Source organism: Streptomyces sp. NPDC032126, assembly GCF_055580085.1.
On record NZ_JBVIMA010000004.1, the window covers coordinates 485,659 to 505,460 of the forward strand.

The 19,802-nt window shown below is 71.8% G+C and carries 11 protein-coding genes; 7 read left to right on the top strand and 4 right to left on the bottom strand.

Annotated features, from left to right (window positions below):
• Positions 1-24: 24 nt before the first annotated feature.
• The gene (locus ACZ5NW_RS18610; RefSeq protein ID WP_468744912.1) at positions 25-1,026 is read right to left on the bottom strand and encodes an aldo/keto reductase; all 1,002 of its coding nucleotides are present in this window, start codon (positions 1,024-1,026) and stop codon (positions 25-27) included.
• Between the two features lie 76 nt (positions 1,027-1,102).
• Between ACZ5NW_RS18610 and ACZ5NW_RS18615 the strand changes: the two genes are divergently transcribed.
• From ACZ5NW_RS18615 to serA, 6 genes are all read left to right on the top strand, one after another.
• The gene (locus ACZ5NW_RS18615) at positions 1,103-2,077 is read left to right on the top strand and encodes a 2-hydroxyacid dehydrogenase (protein ID WP_468744913.1); all 975 of its coding nucleotides are present in this window, start codon (positions 1,103-1,105) and stop codon (positions 2,075-2,077) included.
• 381 nt (positions 2,078-2,458) lie between these two features.
• The gene (locus tag ACZ5NW_RS18620) at positions 2,459-5,545 is read left to right on the top strand and encodes a putative bifunctional diguanylate cyclase/phosphodiesterase (RefSeq protein WP_468744914.1); all 3,087 of its coding nucleotides are present in this window, start codon (positions 2,459-2,461) and stop codon (positions 5,543-5,545) included.
• 256 nt (positions 5,546-5,801) lie between these two features.
• A complete protein-coding gene (locus tag ACZ5NW_RS18625; RefSeq protein ID WP_468744915.1) occupies positions 5,802-7,649 on the top strand; it encodes an acetolactate synthase large subunit in 1,848 nt (615 codons plus the stop codon).
• A gap of 21 nt (positions 7,650-7,670) precedes the next feature.
• Positions 7,671-8,195 (top strand): acetolactate synthase small subunit, encoded by a 525-nt coding sequence (ilvN, locus tag ACZ5NW_RS18630; protein ID WP_166002432.1) that lies wholly within the window; start codon positions 7,671-7,673, stop codon positions 8,193-8,195.
• A gap of 110 nt (positions 8,196-8,305) precedes the next feature.
• Positions 8,306-9,304: a ketol-acid reductoisomerase gene (ilvC, locus tag ACZ5NW_RS18635; protein WP_468744916.1), complete on the top strand. Its 999-nt coding sequence runs from the start codon at positions 8,306-8,308 to the stop codon at positions 9,302-9,304.
• A 233-nt stretch (positions 9,305-9,537) separates the two neighbouring features.
• Positions 9,538-11,127 (top strand): phosphoglycerate dehydrogenase, encoded by a 1,590-nt coding sequence (gene serA / locus ACZ5NW_RS18640; RefSeq protein ID WP_468744917.1) that lies wholly within the window; start codon positions 9,538-9,540, stop codon positions 11,125-11,127.
• A 73-nt stretch (positions 11,128-11,200) separates the two neighbouring features.
• On the opposite strand, the gene ACZ5NW_RS18645 is transcribed toward serA, so the two are convergent.
• A complete protein-coding gene (locus tag ACZ5NW_RS18645) occupies positions 11,201-12,730 on the bottom strand; it encodes an MFS transporter (protein ID WP_468744918.1) in 1,530 nt (509 codons plus the stop codon).
• A gap of 97 nt (positions 12,731-12,827) precedes the next feature.
• Here ACZ5NW_RS18645 and ACZ5NW_RS18650 point away from each other — a divergent pair, with 97 nt between their 5' ends.
• The gene (locus ACZ5NW_RS18650; RefSeq protein ID WP_468744919.1) at positions 12,828-13,406 is read left to right on the top strand and encodes a TetR/AcrR family transcriptional regulator; all 579 of its coding nucleotides are present in this window, start codon (positions 12,828-12,830) and stop codon (positions 13,404-13,406) included.
• 7 nt (positions 13,407-13,413) lie between these two features.
• On the opposite strand, the gene ACZ5NW_RS18655 is transcribed toward ACZ5NW_RS18650, so the two are convergent.
• Together ACZ5NW_RS18655 and ACZ5NW_RS18660 are read right to left on the bottom strand one after the other, a co-directional pair.
• A complete protein-coding gene (locus ACZ5NW_RS18655) occupies positions 13,414-14,796 on the bottom strand; it encodes an esterase/lipase family protein (RefSeq protein WP_468744920.1) in 1,383 nt (460 codons plus the stop codon).
• Complete coding sequence (locus ACZ5NW_RS18660) at positions 14,783-19,750, bottom strand: tetratricopeptide repeat protein (protein WP_468744921.1); 4,968 nt, start codon at positions 19,748-19,750, stop codon at positions 14,783-14,785. The genes ACZ5NW_RS18655 and ACZ5NW_RS18660 overlap by 14 nt, the downstream gene beginning before the upstream one ends.
• Positions 19,751-19,802 lie beyond the last annotated feature (52 nt).

Here is a 19,802-nt window from a genome sequence, read left to right on the forward strand (position 1 = left end):
CACGGAATCCGGAAGCCGCCGCCCTCACTCCCAGGATCCCTGTGGCCCCGGCAGCGCCGCCACCTCGGCGAGGTCCTGTTCCGTCAGCCGCAGCTCCGCCGCGCCCGCGTTCTCGGCCACCCAGCGCTCCTGCTTGGCCCCCGGCACCGGCACCACGTGCCGCCCCCGGGACAGCACCCACGCCAGGGCCACCTGGGCCGGGGTGACGTCCTCGCCGTGGCGGCGGGCGATCCGGCGCAGACCGGCGACGATCGGCTGGTTGGCGGCCATCATCTCGGCCGTGAAACGGGGGTGGCGGGCCCGCATGTCGTCCGGCTCGAAGCCCTCGCCCGGGGTGAGAGCGCCCGTGAGGAAACCATTCCCCAGAGGCATCGCCGCGAGCAGGCCCACCCCGCGCGCCTCGCACCACGGCAGCAGCCCGGACAGCGCCTCCGGCGACCACACCGACAGCTCGGCCTCCACCGCGCTCACCGGGAACACCTGCTGCACGCGCGCGAGCTGACGCAGCGTGGCGTCGTACAGCCGGGTGCCGCCCGAGCGCCGGCCGCCGCGCACGCCCACCGCGCACAGGCCGAGCGCCCGCACCTTGCCCGCCCGGACCAGCTCCGCCATCGCGCCCCAGGTCTCCTCGACGGGAACCTCGGGGTCGGCGCGGTGCAGCTGGTAGAGGTCGATGACATCGGTCTGCAGCCGCCGCAGAGAGGCGTCGCACGCCCGCTTCACGTATCCCGGGCGGCCGTTGGCCACGATGTGCTGCTCGCCGACCAGCAGGCCGACCTTGGTCGACACGAACGCGTCCTCGCGCCGCTCCTTCAACACCCGCCCCACCAGCAGCTCGTTGGTGAACGGGCCGTACATGTCGGCGGTGTCGAGCAGGGACGAGCCCAGGTCCAGCGCCCGGTGCACCGCCCTCAGTGATTCGTCCCCCCGCTGCCGCGAGCCGCTGTAGGCCCAGCTCATCGGCATGCACCCGAGTCCGACGGCCCCCACCGCGAGCGCCCCCGCGCCGATCGTCCTGCGCTCCACCTGCCCGTGACCCTCCCTGTGCCGACCCCCCAACCTAACCCGCCCACGCGCGCGTGCCTGACATAGCCTCCTGACCATGACGAACGACACGGTGCGCGACGTATGGCTGCCCATTCCGCCCGACGAGATCACCGGGCTGCCCGACGGGCTCCACTACCGTTTCTGGGACGGCGGCGAGGACGGTGACCAGCCCTACCCGGGGGACCCCGCGGCGGTCGCCGTCTACGTCGTGCCGTACATGAAGCGGCAGTCGGTGCGGGTCGGGCCGCTCAAGGACATGGTGAACCTGCGGCTCGTGCAGACGCTAACCGCCGGCGTCGACGACGTCACCGCCCATCTCGGCGACCTGGCCCCGGGCGTGACCCTGTGCAACGCGCGCGGGGTGCACGAGGCCAGCACCGCCGAGCTCGCGCTCACCCTCACCCTCGCCTCCCTGCGCGGCATCCCGGGCTTCGTGCACGCCCAGCGGGAGGAGCGGTGGCAGGGCGGATTCCATCCCGCGCTCGCCGACCGAACCGTGATGATCATCGGATACGGAGCCATCGGCGCCGCCATCGAAGACCGGCTCGCGCCCTTCGAGCTCGCGCGGGTGGTGCGCGTGGCGCGCTCCCAGCGCACAACGGAGCGCGGCCTTGTGCACCCGATCGCCGATCTGCCCGCCCTGCTGCCCCAGGCGGACGTCGTGATCCTCTCCACCCCGCTCAGCGACAGCACGCGCGGTCTGGTGGACAAGGACTTCCTCGCCCGCATGAAGGACGGCGCCCTCCTCGTCAACGTCGCCCGGGGCGCGGTCGTCGACACGAGCGCCCTGGTCACCGAGCTGGAAAGCGGCCGCATCATCGCCGCGTTGGACGTCGTGGACCCCGAACCGCTGCCCCCGGGACACCCGTTGTGGCACGCGCCGGGAGTGCTCATCAGCCCGCACGTCGGCGGCCCCACGTCCGCGTTCCTGCCGCGCGCCAAGCGGCTCCTGGCCGACCAGTTGGGGCGTTTCGTGAACCGCGAGCCGCTGCGCCACGTGATCCTTACGACGGGGGCGGCAGGCGTGTAATCCGTTTCGGGCACCCTCCGCAGTTCCCCGTACGCGGTCCGTGCGCATATGCCGATGATCGTCACGGAGCGTAGAGAACCTATGTCCCTGAGTGACGAGACTGGTGTATCGTCCCGACAGGGGCTGCGCCGCGCACCGTTCGGCGCCGGGGATGGACATCTCAGACTTGTGAGGGGGGCGACGGGCGATGCACGGCCTATGGACGAACGATCCGACGCGGCGGAGCCGCCGGCGGCGACCCTGGCGCACTGCCGCGCGCAGACGCGGCCACAGCGCTCATCACAGCCATCACCACCGCAGGCACGGCGGCCGCAGAAGGCACGTCCACCCAGCGCACCAGGACCGGCGGGAGCCGGGGCCGGTGCGGACCGGGAGGCCCCGGTGACCTCGCCGACGACCTCCACGACCGTCCTCGACGGAGCGCTGCGGGCGCAGCCTCCGACGGGGCCGGCCCCGGCCGGACCGCAGCCCTCCGGGGCCGCCGGCTCGGGCCTGGTCCGCCAACTGCTGCTGGCCCTGGTGTGCGCGGGATACGCCGTCGGTTCCGCGCTCGGCTGGGGTACGGACGAACTCGCCCTGATCATGGGCGACTTCGGATTGAGCGCCGCGGCGGGCACCGCGGCCGTCTCGTGCTTCCTCTACGCGCGCACCCGCCGCGTCCGCTTCCGTCCCGCCTGGCTGCTGTTCGCCCTCTCCTCGGCGATGGCCGCCCTCGGCAACGGCGTCTGGGGGTGGTACGAGGTCGTGCTCCAGCGGCCCGTGCCCAGCCCCTCCTACGCCGACCTGTTCTTCCTGTGCTTCGCGCCGCCCGCCATCGTCGGCCTGCTGGTGCTCGCCACCCGGCCGGTGACCAAGGCGGGCTGGGTCTGTCTCGCGCTGGACGCCTGGCTGATCGCCGGCTCGCTGCTCACCCTGTCGTGGAGCCTGGCGCTCGCCCAGGCCGCCAAGTTCGACGGGCCGAGCGTCGCGCACGCCGCGCTCTCCCTGGCGTACCCGCTGCTGGACATCGCCCTGGTGAGCATGGTGCTGGTGCTGCACTTCCGCCGGTCGTCGGTCAACCGGTCCGCCGTCAACACCGCGATCGGCGCCCTCGCCCTCACGGTGATGTGCGACGCCCTGTTCACCTCGCCGCTGCTGCACAACAACTACCGCTCCGGCCAGCTGCTCGACGCGGGCTGGTTCGCCGGCTCGCTGCTCCTCGCCTACGCCCCCTGGGCCGCGCCCCGCCGGCACGGGCCGGGCGAACCCGAGGTGCACACGCGCGTGGTGCACGAGCACCTGCCGGGCCAGCGCTCCGGCCCGCACCACCACCCACCGGTCCCGCCTGTCCCGGCGGCACCCGGCTCCGCCGCGCACCCGACCGCCGCGCACACCGCGCACAGCGCCGCCGCACAGGCCGGCGACCACACCCGGTACGCGGCCACCCGCCCGATCACCGGCTCCCTCGCCGCCCTGACCCCGTATCTCGCCGCCGCCGTCTGCACCCTGGGCATCCTCTACAACGTCCTCAACGGACGCGACGTCGACCGCGTGGTGCTCCTGACGGCCGGCACTGTCGTCCTCGCCCTCGTCATGCGCCAGGGCATCATGCTGCTCGACAACATCACCCTCACCCAGGAGCTGGCCCAGCAGGAGAACCACTTCCGCTCCCTGGTGCAGGGCTCCAGCGACGTCATCATGATCGCCGCCCCCAGCGGCGTCCTGCGCTACGTCTCCCCGGCCGCCGCCGGTGTCTACGGCTGCCCGGCGGAGGAGCTGGTGGGCAAGGAACTGGCCGCCATCATCCACCCGGAGGACCTGGGCTGCGTCGTGCACGAGGTGCGCCGCTTTCTCGCCGCCAGCCCCCTCGACGAACCCACTACGCGCATCGAGTGCCGCTTCCGCTCGGGCGACGGCGGCTGGCTGAACGTCGAGTCGACCGTGAACCGCCATCACGGCGGCCTCATCTTCAACAGCCGGGACGTGACCGAGCGCGTGCGCCTCCAGGCGCAGCTCCAGCACAACGCCGAACACGACCCGCTCACCGACCTGCCCAACCGCGCCCTGTTCACCCGGCGCGTCCAGCAGGCCCTGTCCGGGCGGCGCAGCTCCGACCGGGGCACCGCCCTGCGGAACACCGCCGTCCTCTTCATCGACCTCGACGGCTTCAAGGCCGTCAACGACACGATCGGGCACCAGGCCGGGGACGAACTGCTCGTCCAGGCCGCGCGCCGGCTCCACGACGCGGTCCGCAAGGGCGACACCGCCTCCCGGCTGGGCGGCGACGAGTTCGCGGCCCTGATCGTCGGCGACACCACCCGTGACCGCGCCGCCCGTGAGGGGCACATCCTGGAGCTCGCCGACCGCCTCAGGGTCACCCTCTCGCAGCCCTACGACATCGATGGCAACGAGGTCCGGGTCGCCGCGTCCATCGGTGTGGCCTTCGCCGAGCCCGGCCTCGGCGCGGGCGAGCTCCTGCGCAACGCCGACCTCGCGATGTACCGGGCCAAGGCGGCCGGCAAGGGCCGGGTCGAGCTGTACAAGCCGCACATGCAGCAGGACGTCGTCCGCAAGGCGGAACTGGCCACCCGGCTGCGTGCCGCGCTGCACGACGGAGAGTTCACGCTGCTGCACCAGCCCGTGGTGCGGCTGGCGGACGGCCGGATCGCGTCGGTCGCCGCCCAGGCCCGCTGGCGCTCCTCCCAGGGCGTGCTGTTCACCCCGGCCGAGTTCCTGCGGGTCGCCGAGGACAGCGACAGAACGCAGGAACTGGGCCGCTGGGTCCTGGAGGAGGCCGTCGAGCGGGCCGCCGAGCGCACCGCGACCGGGCTCGCCGTGCCGGTGTCCGTCCGGATGAGCGCGCGCCGGCTGCTGGACCGGTCGATGCCGCTCGGCTCGATCGAGGCCCTGCTCACCCGGCACGGGCTGCCGTCAGGATCGCTGCTCGTCGAGCTGTCGGACATCGAACCGCGCGTCTCGCTGGACGAGCTGGAGCGCCGCCTGGCCGCCCTGCGCCGCCTCGGCGTACGGATCGCGCTCGACGGCTTCGGCAGCGGGTACGCGGCCGTCACCGCGCTCAGAAGGCTTCCCGTCGACGTCCTCAAGCTCGACCGCGGTCTGGTCGAGGGGGTCGTCGAGTCCGCCCGGCTGCACAAGATCACCAGTGGGCTGCTCAGGATCGCCACCGACCTCGGGCTGCAGTCCGTGGCCGAGGGGGTGGATCTGCCCGAGCAGGTCGTCGCCCTGCGCGCGATGGGCTGCACCCATGGGCAGGGCATGGCCTTCTCCGGTCCGCTGGACGAGTACCGGCTGCGCCGGGCGCTCACTTCCGGTCATTATCCGGTGCCCCACGGACCGGCCGAACCGGCGTTCGCGGGCGGGGGTTCCGGGGTGTACACAGGGGGTGTGACCGCAGTGCTGGGAGGCGGAACCCTTGGTGGCGCGACGACCCTTCGCTCACATAATGAGACCCCCGTCCCACCCACTTGACAGTGGGTGCGTGCCGGGGGGAGGGTCAGTGCCATGCGCACCCGAATTCTCGTACTTGGAAAGCGCGTCGGCTGAAGCTGGTGACATCCGGACGGACCCGGAACTCCCAGCGACCACTCCCGGCGCGCTCCCCTCGCTTGCCTTTTGGCACGGGGGGTTTTTTGTTGCACAGGCGCCATCTGTACAACAGCCGCAGTTCGTATAAAACCTGAGAAAAACCCTCGCACAGACCCTCAGCATCGAGAAGAGAATGCCGATGACCGAGCAGGCCCCCGGGGCTCATCCGCAGCCGCGGCCCCGATCCGGAGGACAGCACTCCGCTCCCGTCGAGCACGTCACGGGCGCGCAGTCCCTCATCCGCTCTCTCGAGGAGGTCGGCGCCGACACGGTATTCGGTATCCCCGGTGGTGCCATCCTTCCCGCCTACGACCCGCTGATGGACTCGACCCGGGTGCGCCACGTCCTGGTCCGCCACGAGCAGGGCGCCGGCCACGCGGCCACCGGTTACGCGCAGGCCACCGGCCGGGTCGGCGTCTGCATGGCGACCTCCGGACCGGGCGCGACCAACCTGGTCACCCCGATCGCGGACGCCCACATGGACTCGGTGCCGCTCGTGGCGATCACCGGGCAGGTGGCCTCCAAGGCGATCGGTACGGACGCCTTCCAGGAGGCGGACATCGTCGGCATCACCATGCCGATCACCAAGCACAACTTCCTGGTCACCAAGGCCGAGGACATCCCGCGGACCATCGCGCAGGCGTTCCACATCGCCTCCACCGGCCGCCCCGGCCCGGTCCTGGTCGACATCGCCAAGGACGCGCTCCAGGCGAGGACCACCTTCTCCTGGCCGCCCGTCATGGACCTGCCCGGCTACCGCCCGGTGACCAAGCCGCACGCCAAGCAGATCCGCGAGGCCGCCAAGCTGATCACCTCCGCCAAGCGGCCCGTGCTCTACGTCGGCGGCGGTGTCCTGAAGGCGAAGGCGACCGCCGAGCTGAAGGTCCTGGCCGAGCTGACCGGCGCGCCGGTCACCACCACCCTGATGGCGCTCGGCGCGTTCCCCGACAGCCACCCGCAGCACCTGGGCATGCCCGGGATGCACGGCTCGGTGGCCGCCGTCACCGCCCTGCAGAAGGCCGACCTGATCGTCGCCCTCGGCGCCCGCTTCGACGACCGCGTCACCGGCAAGCTCGACAGCTTCGCGCCGTACGCCAAGATCGTCCACGCGGACATCGACCCGGCGGAGATCGGCAAGAACCGCGAGGCCGACGTGCCGATCGTCGGCGACGCCCGCGAGGTCATCGCCGATCTGATCCAGGCGGTGCAGAAGGAGCACAGCGAGGGTCACCAGGGTGACTACAGCGCCTGGTGGAACGACCTCAAGCGGTGGCGCGAGACTTACCCGCTGGGCTACGACCAGCCCGAGGACGGCTCGCTCTCCCCGCAAGCGGTCATCGAGCGCATCGGCCAACTCGCCCCGGAGGGCACGATCTTCGCGGCCGGCGTCGGCCAGCACCAGATGTGGGCCGCCCACTTCATCCGGTACGACCGGCCCGCCACCTGGCTCAACTCCGGCGGCGCGGGCACCATGGGCTACGCGGTCCCGGCCGCGATGGGCGCCAAGGCCGGCGCGCCGGACCGGACGGTCTGGGCGATCGACGGCGACGGCTGCTTCCAGATGACCAATCAGGAACTCACCACCTGCGCCCTGAACGGCATCCCGATCAAGGTCGCGGTCATCAACAACGGCGCCCTCGGCATGGTCCGCCAGTGGCAGACGCTGTTCTACAACCAGCGTTACTCCAACACCGTGCTGCACTCCGGCCCGAACGACGTCAACCCGGAGGCCAGGGGCACCCGCGTCCCCGACTTCGTGAAGCTGTCCGAGGCCATGGGCTGCTACGCGATCCGCTGCGAGTCCCCCGACGACCTGGACAAGGTCATCGAGGAGGCGAACTCCATCAACGACCGCCCCGTCGTCGTCGACTTCATCGTCCACGAGGACGCCATGGTGTGGCCGATGGTCGCCGCCGGCACCTCCAACGACGAGATCATGGCCGCCCGGGACGTCCGCCCCGACTTCGGCGACAACGAAGACGACTGAGCGAGAGAGACGTAGAAGAAAATGTCCAAGCACACGCTCTCGGTCCTGGTGGAGAACACGCCGGGCATCCTGGCCCGGATCGCCGCGCTGTTCTCCCGCCGCGGCTTCAACATCGACTCGCTCGCGGTCGGTGTCACCGAGCACCCCGACATCTCCCGCATCACCATCGTGGTGAACGTCGAGGACCTGCCCCTCGAACAGGTCACCAAGCAGCTCAACAAGCTCGTCAACGTGCTGAAGATCGTCGAACTGGAGCCGTCACAGGCCGTCCAGCGTGAACTCGTTCTGGTGAAGGTGCGGGCCGACAACGAGACCCGCTCCCAGATCGTCGAGATCGTCCAGCTGTTCCGTGCCAAGACCGTGGACGTCTCCCCGGAGGCCGTGACCATCGAGGCCACCGGCAGCAGCGACAAGCTGTCCGCCATGCTCAAGATGCTGGAGCCGTACGGCATCAAGGAGCTGGTCCAGTCCGGCACGATCGCGATCGGCCGCGGCGCCCGTTCGATCACGGACCGCTCGCTGCGCGCGCTCGACCGAAGCGCCTGACCCGGCATACGGGCGGTCCCGGCCGCCCGTATGGCGAGACCCCGAAACGTCACCTCACCCCGCCGTCATACGGTGGGACGCAACACCTGCACTCAAGGAGAGAACCCAAAGTGGCCGAGCTGTTCTACGACGCCGACGCCGACCTGTCCATCATCCAGGGCCGCAAGGTCGCGGTCATCGGGTACGGCAGCCAGGGCCACGCCCACGCGCTGTCGCTCCGCGACTCGGGTGTCGACGTCCGCGTCGGTCTGCACGAGGGCTCCAAGTCCAAGGCCAAGGCCGAGGAGCAGGGCCTGCGCGTGGTGACCCCGGCCGAGGCGGCCGCCGAGGCCGACGTCATCATGATCCTCGTCCCGGACCCGATCCAGGCCCAGGTCTACGAGGAGTCCATCAAGGACAACCTCAAGGACGGCGACGCGCTGTTCTTCGGCCACGGCCTGAACATCCGCTTCGACTTCATCAAGCCGCCGGTAGGCGTCGACGTCTGCATGGTCGCCCCCAAGGGCCCGGGCCACCTGGTCCGCCGCCAGTACGAGGAGGGCCGCGGCGTTCCCTGCATCGCCGCCGTCGAGCAGGACGCCACGGGCAACGCCTTCGCGCTCGCCCTGTCGTACGCCAAGGGCATCGGCGGCACCCGCGCCGGCGTCATCAAGACGACCTTCACCGAGGAGACCGAGACCGACCTGTTCGGTGAGCAGGCCGTCCTGTGCGGTGGCACCGCCGCCCTGGTCAAGGCCGGCTTCGAGACCCTGGTCGAGGCGGGCTACCAGCCGGAGATCGCCTACTTCGAGTGCCTGCACGAGCTGAAGCTGATCGTGGACCTCATGTACGAGGGCGGCCTGGAGAAGATGCGCTGGTCCGTCTCCGAGACCGCCGAGTGGGGCGACTACGTCACCGGCCCGCGCATCATCACCGACGCCACCAAGGCCGAGATGAAGAAGGTCCTCGCCGAGATCCAGGACGGCACCTTCGCCCGTGAGTGGATGGCCGAGTACCACGGCGGTCTGAAGAAGTACAACGAGTACAAGCAGCAGGACTCCGAGCACCTGCTGGAGACCACCGGCAAGCAGCTGCGCAAGCTGATGAGCTGGGTCGACGAGGAGGCGTGAGCCTCCGGGCGAGGGGCCGGGGCGGACTGCTCCGGCCCCTTTGTCCAACCTGTAGGACCACGGAAGGGTGATCCTTCCGAAGGGGCGCAGGACGCGCCCCGTCGCGCCACTACACTGGCGCACAACAACACGCGTCAGGCCCACAGCGTCGTGCGTCTACCGCGGCTAGCCCCTCCTCCGCCTGCGGCCGTCGGGACGGCCGTCCGCATGCTTTGGACTTGTGAGGACCTCACGTGAGCTCGAAACCTGTCGTACTCATCGCTGAAGAGCTGTCGCCCGCGACCGTGGACGCGCTTGGCCCGGACTTCGAGATCCGGCACTGCAACGGCGCGGACCGCGCCGAACTGCTGCCCGCCATCGCCGACGTCGACGCGATCCTGATCCGCTCGGCCACCAAGGTCGACGCCGAGGCCATCGCCGCCGCGAACAAGCTGAAGGTCGTCGCGCGAGCCGGCGTCGGCCTGGACAACGTCGACGTCTCCGCCGCCACCAAGGCCGGCGTGATGGTCGTCAACGCCCCCACCTCCAACATCGTGACCGCCGCCGAGCTGGCCTGCGGTCTGCTTCTCGCCACCGCCCGCCACATCCCGCAGGCCAACGCCGCGCTGAAGAACGGCGAGTGGAAGCGCAGCAAGTACACGGGCGTGGAGCTGGCCGAGAAGACCCTCGGTGTCGTCGGCCTCGGCCGCATCGGCGCGCTCGTCGCCCAGCGCATGTCCGGCTTCGGCATGAAGGTCGTCGCCTACGACCCCTATGTGCAGCCCGCGCGCGCGGCCCAGATGGGCGTCAAGGTGCTCTCCCTGGACGAGCTCCTGGAGGTCTCCGACTTCATCACCGTCCACCTGCCCAAGACGCCCGAGACCGTCGGTCTCATCGGCGACGAGGCGCTGCGCAAGGTCAAGCCCAGCGTGCGCATCGTCAACGCCGCGCGCGGTGGCATCGTCGACGAGGAGGCGCTGTACTCGGCGCTGAAGGAGGGCCGCGTCGCCGGCGCCGGCCTCGACGTGTACGCGAAGGAGCCGTGCACCGACTCCCCGCTGTTCGAGTTCGACCAGGTCGTGGCCACCCCGCACCTCGGTGCCTCCACGGACGAGGCGCAGGAGAAGGCGGGCATCGCCGTCGCCAAGTCGGTGCGCCTCGCGCTCGCCGGTGAGCTGGTCCCGGACGCGGTGAACGTGCAGGGCGGTGTCATCGCCGAGGACGTCAAGCCGGGCCTGCCGCTCGCCGAGCGCCTCGGCCGGATCTTCACCGCCCTCGCCGGCGAGGTGGCCGTCCGCCTCGACGTCGAGGTCTACGGCGAGATCACCCAGCACGACGTGAAGGTGCTGGAACTGTCCGCGCTCAAGGGCGTCTTCGAGGACGTCGTCGACGAGACCGTGTCCTACGTCAACGCGCCGCTGTTCGCCCAGGAGCGCGGTGTCGAGGTCCGGCTGACCACCAGCTCGGAGTCGGCCGACCACCGCAACGTCGTCACCGTGCGCGGCACGCTGTCCAACGGCGAGGAGGTCGCGGTCTCCGGCACGCTGGCCGGCCCCAAGCACCTCCAGAAGATCGTGGCCGTGGGTGACTACGACGTCGACCTGGCCCTCGCCGACCACATGGTCGTCCTGCGCTACGAGGACCGTCCCGGTGTCGTCGGCACCGTCGGCCGGATCCTCGGCGAGGCCGGCATCAACATCGCCGGCATGCAGGTCGCCCGCGCGGCGGCCGGCGGCGAGGCGCTGGCCGTGCTGACCGTGGACGACACGGTGGCCGCCGGTGTGCTGACGGAGGTCGCCGAGGAGATCGGCGCGACGTCCGCTCGTGCGGTGAACCTGGTCTGAGGCCGGCGGGAACCCTGACAACGCCGGGTGGGCCGAGAGTTTCTCTCGGTCCACCCGGCGTTCTGCTCGTGCCTTACGCCTGCTGCGGCTCCGGCTCCGGCTCCGGCTCCTGAGCCGGCTCGCGCGTCTCCACGCCCCGCAGCATCACCGCCGCCAGCACCGCGGCCCCCGCCAGGAACACGGCCCCGCCGATCGCCGCCCCCTGCATCCCGCTGGTGAACGCCTCCCGGGCCACCGTCGCGAGGCCGGGCACCCGATCGGACACCGCCAGCGCCCCGCCCAGCGTCTCGCGGGCCGCGTCCGGGGCCGTACCCGGCATCTCGTGGCGGTAGACGGCCGTACCGATGGAGCCGAGCAGCGCCATGCCCAGCGCGCCGCCGAACTCCGAGCCGGTCTCCATCAGGGAGGACGCGGTGCCCGCTCGTTCGGCCGGGACGGCGCCCATCGCCAGGTCCATGATCTGGGACATCACGACGACACCGCCGACGGCGAGGACCGCGCACGCGGTCAGCACCAGCCACAGCGAGTCCGTACCGGCGAAGGCCAGGACGACGAATCCGGCCGAGGCGATCACGAAGCCCGCGGTGACGACCCGGGCACGGGCGACGCCCTTCTGGACGAGGCTCGTGGCGACCGGCGCCGCCGCCCCGATCGGCACCGACGGCAGCAGCGCCCACAGGGCCGCCTCCAGCGCGCTCTTGTCGAGCACCGACTGCAGATACTGCGTGGTGAAGTACGCCGAGCCCATGATCCCGAACGCCGAGACGAGGTTCAGGGCGACGGAGGGGGCGAAGCCGCGGCCGCGGAACAGGGCCGGGTCGATCATCGGGGTGGCCGTGGTGCGCTGGCGGTGGACGAAGAGGGCCGCGAAGAGCAGACCGACCGTGATCGCGACGACGTACCGGACGTTCCAGCCCTCGGACGGGATCTCCTTCAGGCCGTAGATCACGGGGAGCACGGCGGCCATCGACAGCGGGACGCTCAGCCAGTCGAAGCGGCCGGAGGCGGGGTTGCGGGACTCCGGCAGCAGGATCGGACCGAGGATCAGCAGCAGGACCATCGCCGGCAGGTTGACCAGGAAGACCGAGCCCCACCAGAAGTACTCGACCAGCACGCCGCTCATCACCGAGCCCAGCGCGATCCCGCCCGTCATCACTCCGGACCACACGCCGATCGCCTTCGCACGCTGACCGGGGTCGGTGAACATCGTGCGCAGCAGGGCCATCGTCGACGGCATCAGGGTCGCGCCGCCGACGCCGAGGACCGCCCGGGCCGCGATCAGGGTCTCGGCGCTGTTCGCGTAGGCCGCGAGCAGTGAGGCCGCGCCGAAGGCGGTGGCGCCGATCAGCAGCAGTCGGCGGTGGCCGATGCGGTCGCCGAGCGACCCCATCGTCATCAGCAGGCCGGCCAGCACGAACGCGTAGATGTCGAAGATCCACAGCTGCTGGGTGCCGGTCGGTTCGAGGTCCGCGCTGATCGACGGGATGGCGAAGTAGAGGACGGAGACGTCCATCGAGACCAGCAGCAGCGGAAGCATCAGCACCCCGAGGGCGGTCCATGCGCGGCGCCCGGCACGGGCGGTGGTGCTCGTCGAGTTCGTCATGCAGAGAAATGTACGCGCGTCTTAAACGCTTGTCTAGAACGAATGTATAAGTCATGCGTCTAGGACGCTCGTATAGGTCGGCGGTAGGGTGGTGGGCATGGGACACCGTGAGGATCTGCTCGAAGGCGCCAAGCGCTGCCTGCTGGCGAAGGGCTTCGCGCGCACGACGGCGCGCGACATCGTCAAGGAGTCGGGGACCAACCTGGCCTCGATCGGCTACCACTACGGCTCCAAGGACGCGCTGCTCGCGCAGGCCTATGTGGCACTGGTCGAGGGGATGGCCGAGGCCTTCGACGGGGTCGCCGGGATCGGCGCGGAAGCCGGTTCCCTGGAACGCTTCGAGGAGGTGTGGGCGAACATCATCGAGACCATGCGCGGGCCCGACTCGCTGTGGCGGCTCAGCGTGGAGATCGTGGCGATGCGGGACCAACTGCCCGAGCTGGCCGAGCACTTGGCGAAGGCTCAGCGCGAGGGGTCGCGCGGCATGGTCCCGCTCTTCATGGGCGGGCGCGAGGAGGACGTCGAGGACGGGACCGTCGACACCCTCGGCGCCTTCTACACGACCCTGATGATGGGCCTCATGGCGCAGTGGACCTTCGACCCGCAGAGCGCGCCGAGCGCCGGTCAGCTCACCGAGGGGCTGCGCCAGGTGATCGAGGGCGTCAAGGGCGACTGAGCCGGGGTCACGCCCAGATCAGGGTGTCGGCGGCGACCGGGGCGGTGCTTCCACCGGGTGCCGCGCTCGCCGCCTCGACGCTGTGCCCGCCGGGCGGCAGGCCGTCGAAGACGGCCTCGACCCCGTCCGGGACGGCCGTGACCACCCGGGCCTCCTCCAGGCGGCCGTGCTCGTCCCTCACCGTCACGCGCACCGACACCCGGGAGCCGTCGGCCGTGGCCAGCCGTACGGTCAAGTCCTCGCCCTGGGTGAGGAGTTCGGGCACGTCCAGGCGCAACGCGACGACATCCGGCGCGCGGACGGAGATGTCCCGGGCGGTGAGGATGCCCTCCAGCTCGTCCAGCGCCGCCTTGTTGCGGTGGATGTTGCCGTGCTTGTCCGGCACCCGGCGCAGCAGCGGGCTGTCCATCGGGACGTCACCGCGGCACGCGCCGACGATCGGGACGGTGCCGTCGCCGAACAGCACGTCGGCCCCGTAGGAGCGCCGCAGGGCGACACCGCCGCCCGGGACGAGGGCCGCGGTGGTCGAGGTGTTCTGCTGGATGCCGACGATCGCGTGCGTCGACGTGAGGGAGGCCGGACGGCCCGCCTCGGCGTCCCGCAGTTCGGTGTGGAAGCGCATGGCGTCGGCGGCCCGCTTGGCGTCCAGACCCGGTACATCCAGCTCCGTCGTCTTCGCCAGCGACCCGGCGTGCTCGATACAGGCGTACTCCGGCAGGAGCTGGTGCAGCGAGGGCATGCTGCGGGCGAACTCGGTCAGGTCCAGCGCCAGCGGCCCGATGCCCTTGCGGACGCCGTTGACGAGCTGGTCCAGCGCCTTGGCCGCGCCGCGGTACGGCGTGCCGAAGGTGATCAGCTTGCGGGTGTGCGCGGCGCCGCCGCACCGCTCGATGTACCAGCGGGCCGGCAGACCGCCCATGGAGTGGCACACGAAGACCAGCTGCGCCTCGGCGTACGGACCGCCCCGCGCCCGCCAGCGCTCCAGCGCCGGCTCGACCACCTCGGCCAGCCGGCGGCCGGTGTAGCGGTTGGACAACCGCCAGTCGTAGGGCACCGCGAGCAGATTGCCGGGGGGCGCCCCGGGGTCGGGGGAGCAGTCGCGGTAGCCCAGCGAGCGCAGCCTGGCGAGCAGACGGTCGTAGCCCTTCACCGGGGTCCAGACGCCGGGGACGACATGCACGTCGGAGGCGAGGCCGACCGGGACCACACCGTCGCCCGGATGCTCGTCGCCCAGCCCGTCCGGGAGCCGCAGACGGGTGAGGGAACGGCCCAGCGTCCTGATCGCGGCGAGGAGCGCCCCGGCGGACGGGGACCACACCGGGCCGTCCGGGCTGCGCAGGGTGCTGCCGGTGATACCGGGCAGGACGACGACCAGGTCAGTCGGAGCCATGGCTCTCCTCGGGGGTGGCGCGGCCGGTGAGGTGGGCGGTCAGCCGGGTGATGAGGGGCAGCACCTCCTGGTGCGCGCCGGCGATCGCGGCGAGCTCGTTGATCCAGGCGGGGGCGGACTCCGGGGCGTGCGAGAGGGCCATGTCGAGGTACTCCTCGGCATAGCCCGCGTCGCCGTCGACGGCCGCGGCGATCGCCAGCCGGAACTCGGCGAGGGCCATCTGCCGGCCGTCCGCCGCGGTGGTGCGGGCCAGGTACGCCATCGCCCGCAGCGCGCCCGCGTCGGACGCGCGGGTGAGGGCGGCGAGCGTGTCGGGGAACCGGGACCAGTCGTCCAGGGCGTCCAGCGCCGCCGCGTCCGCGTCCACCGACGCCAGATACAGCAGGGCCTCCGCCTGGACGTACTCGACCGGCAGCTCCGTGTCGGGGTCGGCGTCCAGGTCGCGCAGGACGGCCAGGACGGTCTCGCTCAGCAGGTCGTCGCGCCGCGTGTCCAGCAGTTCGCGCCGGCGCTCCGGCCCGGAGTTCGCGAACTCGTGCACCAGCAGCGTGAGCAGGAACGGGCGGTACGCGGCCTCGACACCCACCTCCTTGGCCAGGTCGCGCAGATTCCGGTACCGCTGGGCCTCCCCGGCGTCGACATCGAGCAGCACCTCCTCGACGGCGGCGTCGGCCGCGGCGGAGAGCAGCTCGGGACGCCCGGCGAGATACGCGCTCTCCTCCTCGTAGGTCATGGTCGCGATCCACGCCTCGACGGAGGCCAGCAGGGCGGGGTCGACGGCGATCCAGGCGGGCGGGGCCGCGTTCGTCAGCCGCTTCCACTCGGCGTCGAACGCCTCGGGGCCGGGGGCCCGGTGCCTGCGGACCTCGGCGCGCTCCACGGTCACCAGGCCGGACTCGCCGAGGGCCGGCGACCGGTGGCAGTCGGCCAGCCAGCCGATCGCCCGCGGGTCACCGGGCCGCGCGTTGGACGCCCGGGCCAGCAGCAGGAAGAGCCGGTCCTGCGCCGGGAAGTCGTCGAGCACCTCCGACCACAGCTCGTCGGCGGAGCCGCCGAGTTGGCCGCGGTGCAGGTCGAGTCCGCTCAGGGCCATGGCGAGATTGGCGAGGAAGCCGTGGTTGACCCGGGTGAGGGCGCGGTAGAGCCCGACGGACTCCTCGGCGACCCGCGCCGCGTCGGCGTACCGGCCGACGTTGCCGTAGCGCACGCCCAGGTTGTTGAGGGCATTGGCCAGGTTGGGCAGCTGGCCGGGGTTGTCGTCGGTGAGCGTGCGGTAGATCCGCACGGACTCCTCGGCGGGGTCGAGCGCCTCGTCGTGGCGGGCGAGGTCGCTGTAGCGGTTGCCCAGGCTGTTGAGGGCCATGGCGAGGTCGCCGAGGTGCACCGGGTTGTCGTGGGCGAGGGTGCGCCGCAGCCGGACCGACTCCTCGGTGGGCGGCAGCGCCTCCTCGTACCGGCCGAGGTGACTGTAGAGATTGCCCAGGTTGTTGAGGGCGCTGGACAGACGGGGGACCTGGACGGGGTTGTCGACGGCCAGGTCCCGGTAGATGCGCACGGACTCCTCGCCGACCGGCAGCGCCTCCGCGTGCCGGCCCACGTTGCTGTAGCGGATGCCGAGGTTGTTCAGGGCCATGGCCAGGTCGGGCACGTACGCGGGGTTGACCTGGGCCAGGACGCGCCGCAGCCGGACGGCCTCCTCCGTCGGGGCGACCGAGTCGCCGTTGCGGCCGAGGTTGCTGTAGCGCACGCCCAGGCTGTTGAGGGTGTTGGCCAGGTTGGGCAGGAAGGCGGCGTTCTTCGCGGCGAGCTGCCGGTAGAGCGTGGCCGCCTCCTCGGTGTGGTCGACCGCCTCGGCGGCGCGGCCGAGCTGGCCGTAGGTGATGCCCAGGTTGCTGAGGCTGCTCGCGAGGTCGGGCAGATAGGCGGCGTTCTCCTGGGCGAGGGTGCGGCGGATCTCGACGGATTCCTCGGTGGGCGCCAGCGCCGCGTTGAGCCGGCCGAGCTCGCTGTAGTGGTTGCCGAGGTTGTTCAGGGCCATGGCGAGGTCGGCGAGGTGGACGCGGTTGCGGGCGGCGAGGGCGCGGTAGAGGTCCACGGCCTCCTGGGCGGGCGCGAGGGCCTCGCCGTGCCGGGCCACGTCGCTGTAGCGGTTGCCGAGGTTGTTCAGCGCCATGGCCAGGTCGGGGAGGTGGACCGGGTTGTCCTCGGCGAGGACGCGGTACAGCTCGGCGGCCTCCTCGGTGGGCGGCAGCGCCTCGGCGTCGCGGCCGAGGTCGCTGTAGCTGACCGCGAGGTTGTTCAGGGCGCTCGCCAGGTCGGGCAGGTACAGCGGGTTGTCCTCGGCCAGGGCGCGGCGCAGCTCCATGGCCTCCTCGGTGGCCTCCAGGGCCTCGGTGTGCCGGCCGAGTTCGCTGTAGCGGTTGCCGAGGTTGTTCAGGGCGCCGGCGAGGTCCGGGTCGTAGGCCGGGTTGTCCTCGGCGAGGGCGCGGTAGAGGTCGGTGGACTCCTCGGTGGGCGGCAGGGCCTCGGCGTTGCGGCCGAGTTCGCTGTAGCGGTTGCCGAGGCTGTTGAGGGCGCCCGCCAGGTCGGGGAGGTAGGCGGGGTTGGCCTCGGCGAGCGGGCGGCGCAGCCGGATCGCCTCCTCGGTGGGCGGGAGCGCCTCGGCGTGCCGGCCCACGTTGCTGTAGCGGTTGCCGAGGTTGTGCAGCGCGCCGCTGAGGTCGGTGAGGTACGCGGGGTTCTCCTCCGCCAGGGCGCGGTACAGCTCGACGGCCTCCTCGGCGAGCGGCAGGGCGTCGTTCCACAGCCCCCAGTGCTGGAAGCGGTCGGCGACGACCATGTCGGCGAGCGCCAGGTCGGCCCGCAGCACCTCGGCCTCCTCGACGAGCGAGGCCAGCATCGTGCAGCCGGGCAGTCCGGCCTCGGCGGCGTGCCGCCAGGCGTACAGCCACAGATAGCGCGGGTCCTCGGCCGGGATGCCCGCCTCGACGAGGGCCCGGTAGCGGCCGAGGAGCGCCTCGGCGACCGGGGCCGCGTCCGGGTTGAACGGCGCCTCGGCCGAGCTGCGGTAGGGCGGGCGAAGGTGGTCGGCGAGGCTCTGGTGGGCCATCCGGTAGACGGCCTGTCCGCCCTCGCCGTCCTGGATGATGTGCCGGCCCAGCTGATTCAGCACCCAGCCGATGTCCTCCCGGGTGATCTCGACCCCGTCGGGTGCCTCGGCGGCCGCCACGGCGAGCCATTCGTCCTCCGGGAAGCCGGCGCCGTACCCCCAGGCCAGGGCGTGCAGCACGGTGCGGGCCAGTGCGGCGGGGGCCGGGTCGTCGGGGCCGGTGCGGTGCGGGGCGGGGACGACCGCCGCCACGTCGTTGTCGAGGGCCTCCTCCACGGAGTGGCTGACCTCCGCCGACCACTGCCCGGCCGAGGTGTCCACCGGGGCCGCGACCAGCTGGTCGGCGACCAGCCGGGCCAGCAGGAACGTGTGCTGGGCCTCCTGCGCGGAGTCCGCGCCGAAGAGATGGGTGGCGATGGTGCCGGGGTCCATGCGCGCGTCCACGTCACCGAGCCGCAGCTGTACGTACTCCGCGAGGTCGGCCAGGCCGCGCCGGCGCACGTCCGCGTCGTCCAGGTCGACGCCGGGGCCGTCCGGAGCGAGCGTCGCGACCAGCGAGAGCATGCCGTCGCCGCGCTGCATCTCGCGCGTGGCGACGATCACCACCGCGTGCTTGGCCAGCCGGGTCAGCAGTTCGTCGGCGATGGTGAACGCCTCGCCGCGGGCCTCGTCCAGGCCGTCCACGACGAGGACCGGCGGCTCGGCGCCGTCCTCCACGGCGTGCTGCACCTCGCCCGCCAGCTCGCTGGCGTTGCGCCGGTCCTCGCGCGGCTGGAGCAGCCCGCTCCGCACCAGCTGGCCGGCCAGCGCCTCGGCCGCGAGGTCCGCGGTGAGCCCGCGCGCGTGCACATGCGCCGACACCGAGCGTTCCGCGGGCAGTTCGTGGCGCCACGCGTGTCCGTCGGTGAGCAGGCGCCGGCGTTCGTCGGGGTTGGACAGGCTGACGACCCGGCCGACGATCGCCGACTTCCCGGTGCCCGCCGATCCGGTGACCACGTACAGTCCGGGCCGGCGCTCGCCGACCCACGCGACGACCTGGTTCACCTCCGCCGTACGGCCCGTGAACCACGACCGCTCGCTCAGCGGCGCCCCGCTGCGCGCCGCCCGCAGCAGATGCTCGACCACCTGCTCGGGCGCCCCGGGACGGTAGAGCGGGTTGGGGAACATCCAGTACGCGTTGCCCCGGGACTGGAAGTCCGGTGACTGTGCCACGCTGCCCCACTCCTTCAGTACGGCATCACAGACGTCGTCGCCGCGCACGTACTTGTTGTGGACGGACCACCGCACTCGGAGTTCGGGCAGTTCCGGGCCCGAGCGCAGGATCTTGAGCAGCCGTTCTCCGAACAGGCCGTCGCGGGCCGTCTCCAGGGACAGGCACGAGGTGACCACGCCGACCCACACCTGCCGTGCGTCCTGGGTCGCGCGCATGATCTGGGTGGCGAGATCGCCGGCGGATATCGCCTCGCCGGCGAAGCAGGTGTCGAAGACGAACAGCAGCTGGTTGGCGCCGGAGAGCGCGCACGGGCCGATGACGTCCGGCAGGGCGAGCCCGTCGTCGGCGTCCTGGCCGCTGTCCGCGGCGGGCAGCCGCAGTCCGGCCGGGGAGGGGAAGCCGTGGCCGCTCCAGACGAGGACCAGGGGGCCGCCGTCGGGCAGCGACCGCTTGACGGACTTGAGGAAGGCCCGCAGGTCCGCCTCGGTGGGATTTCTCAGCACGTCCCCGTCGAACGCCTCGCCCAGCAGCTCCGACAGGGCCTCCACATCGCTCACCGCGTGATCGAGGCGCCGGTGTGCGGTCGTCGTGTACTCGCCGACGCCAATGGCGGCCAGCCGTCCGTTGGACATGGCTCATCCCCCGGTTTCCCCTGTTACGGCACGACCCCGCCGCCGCGCTGTG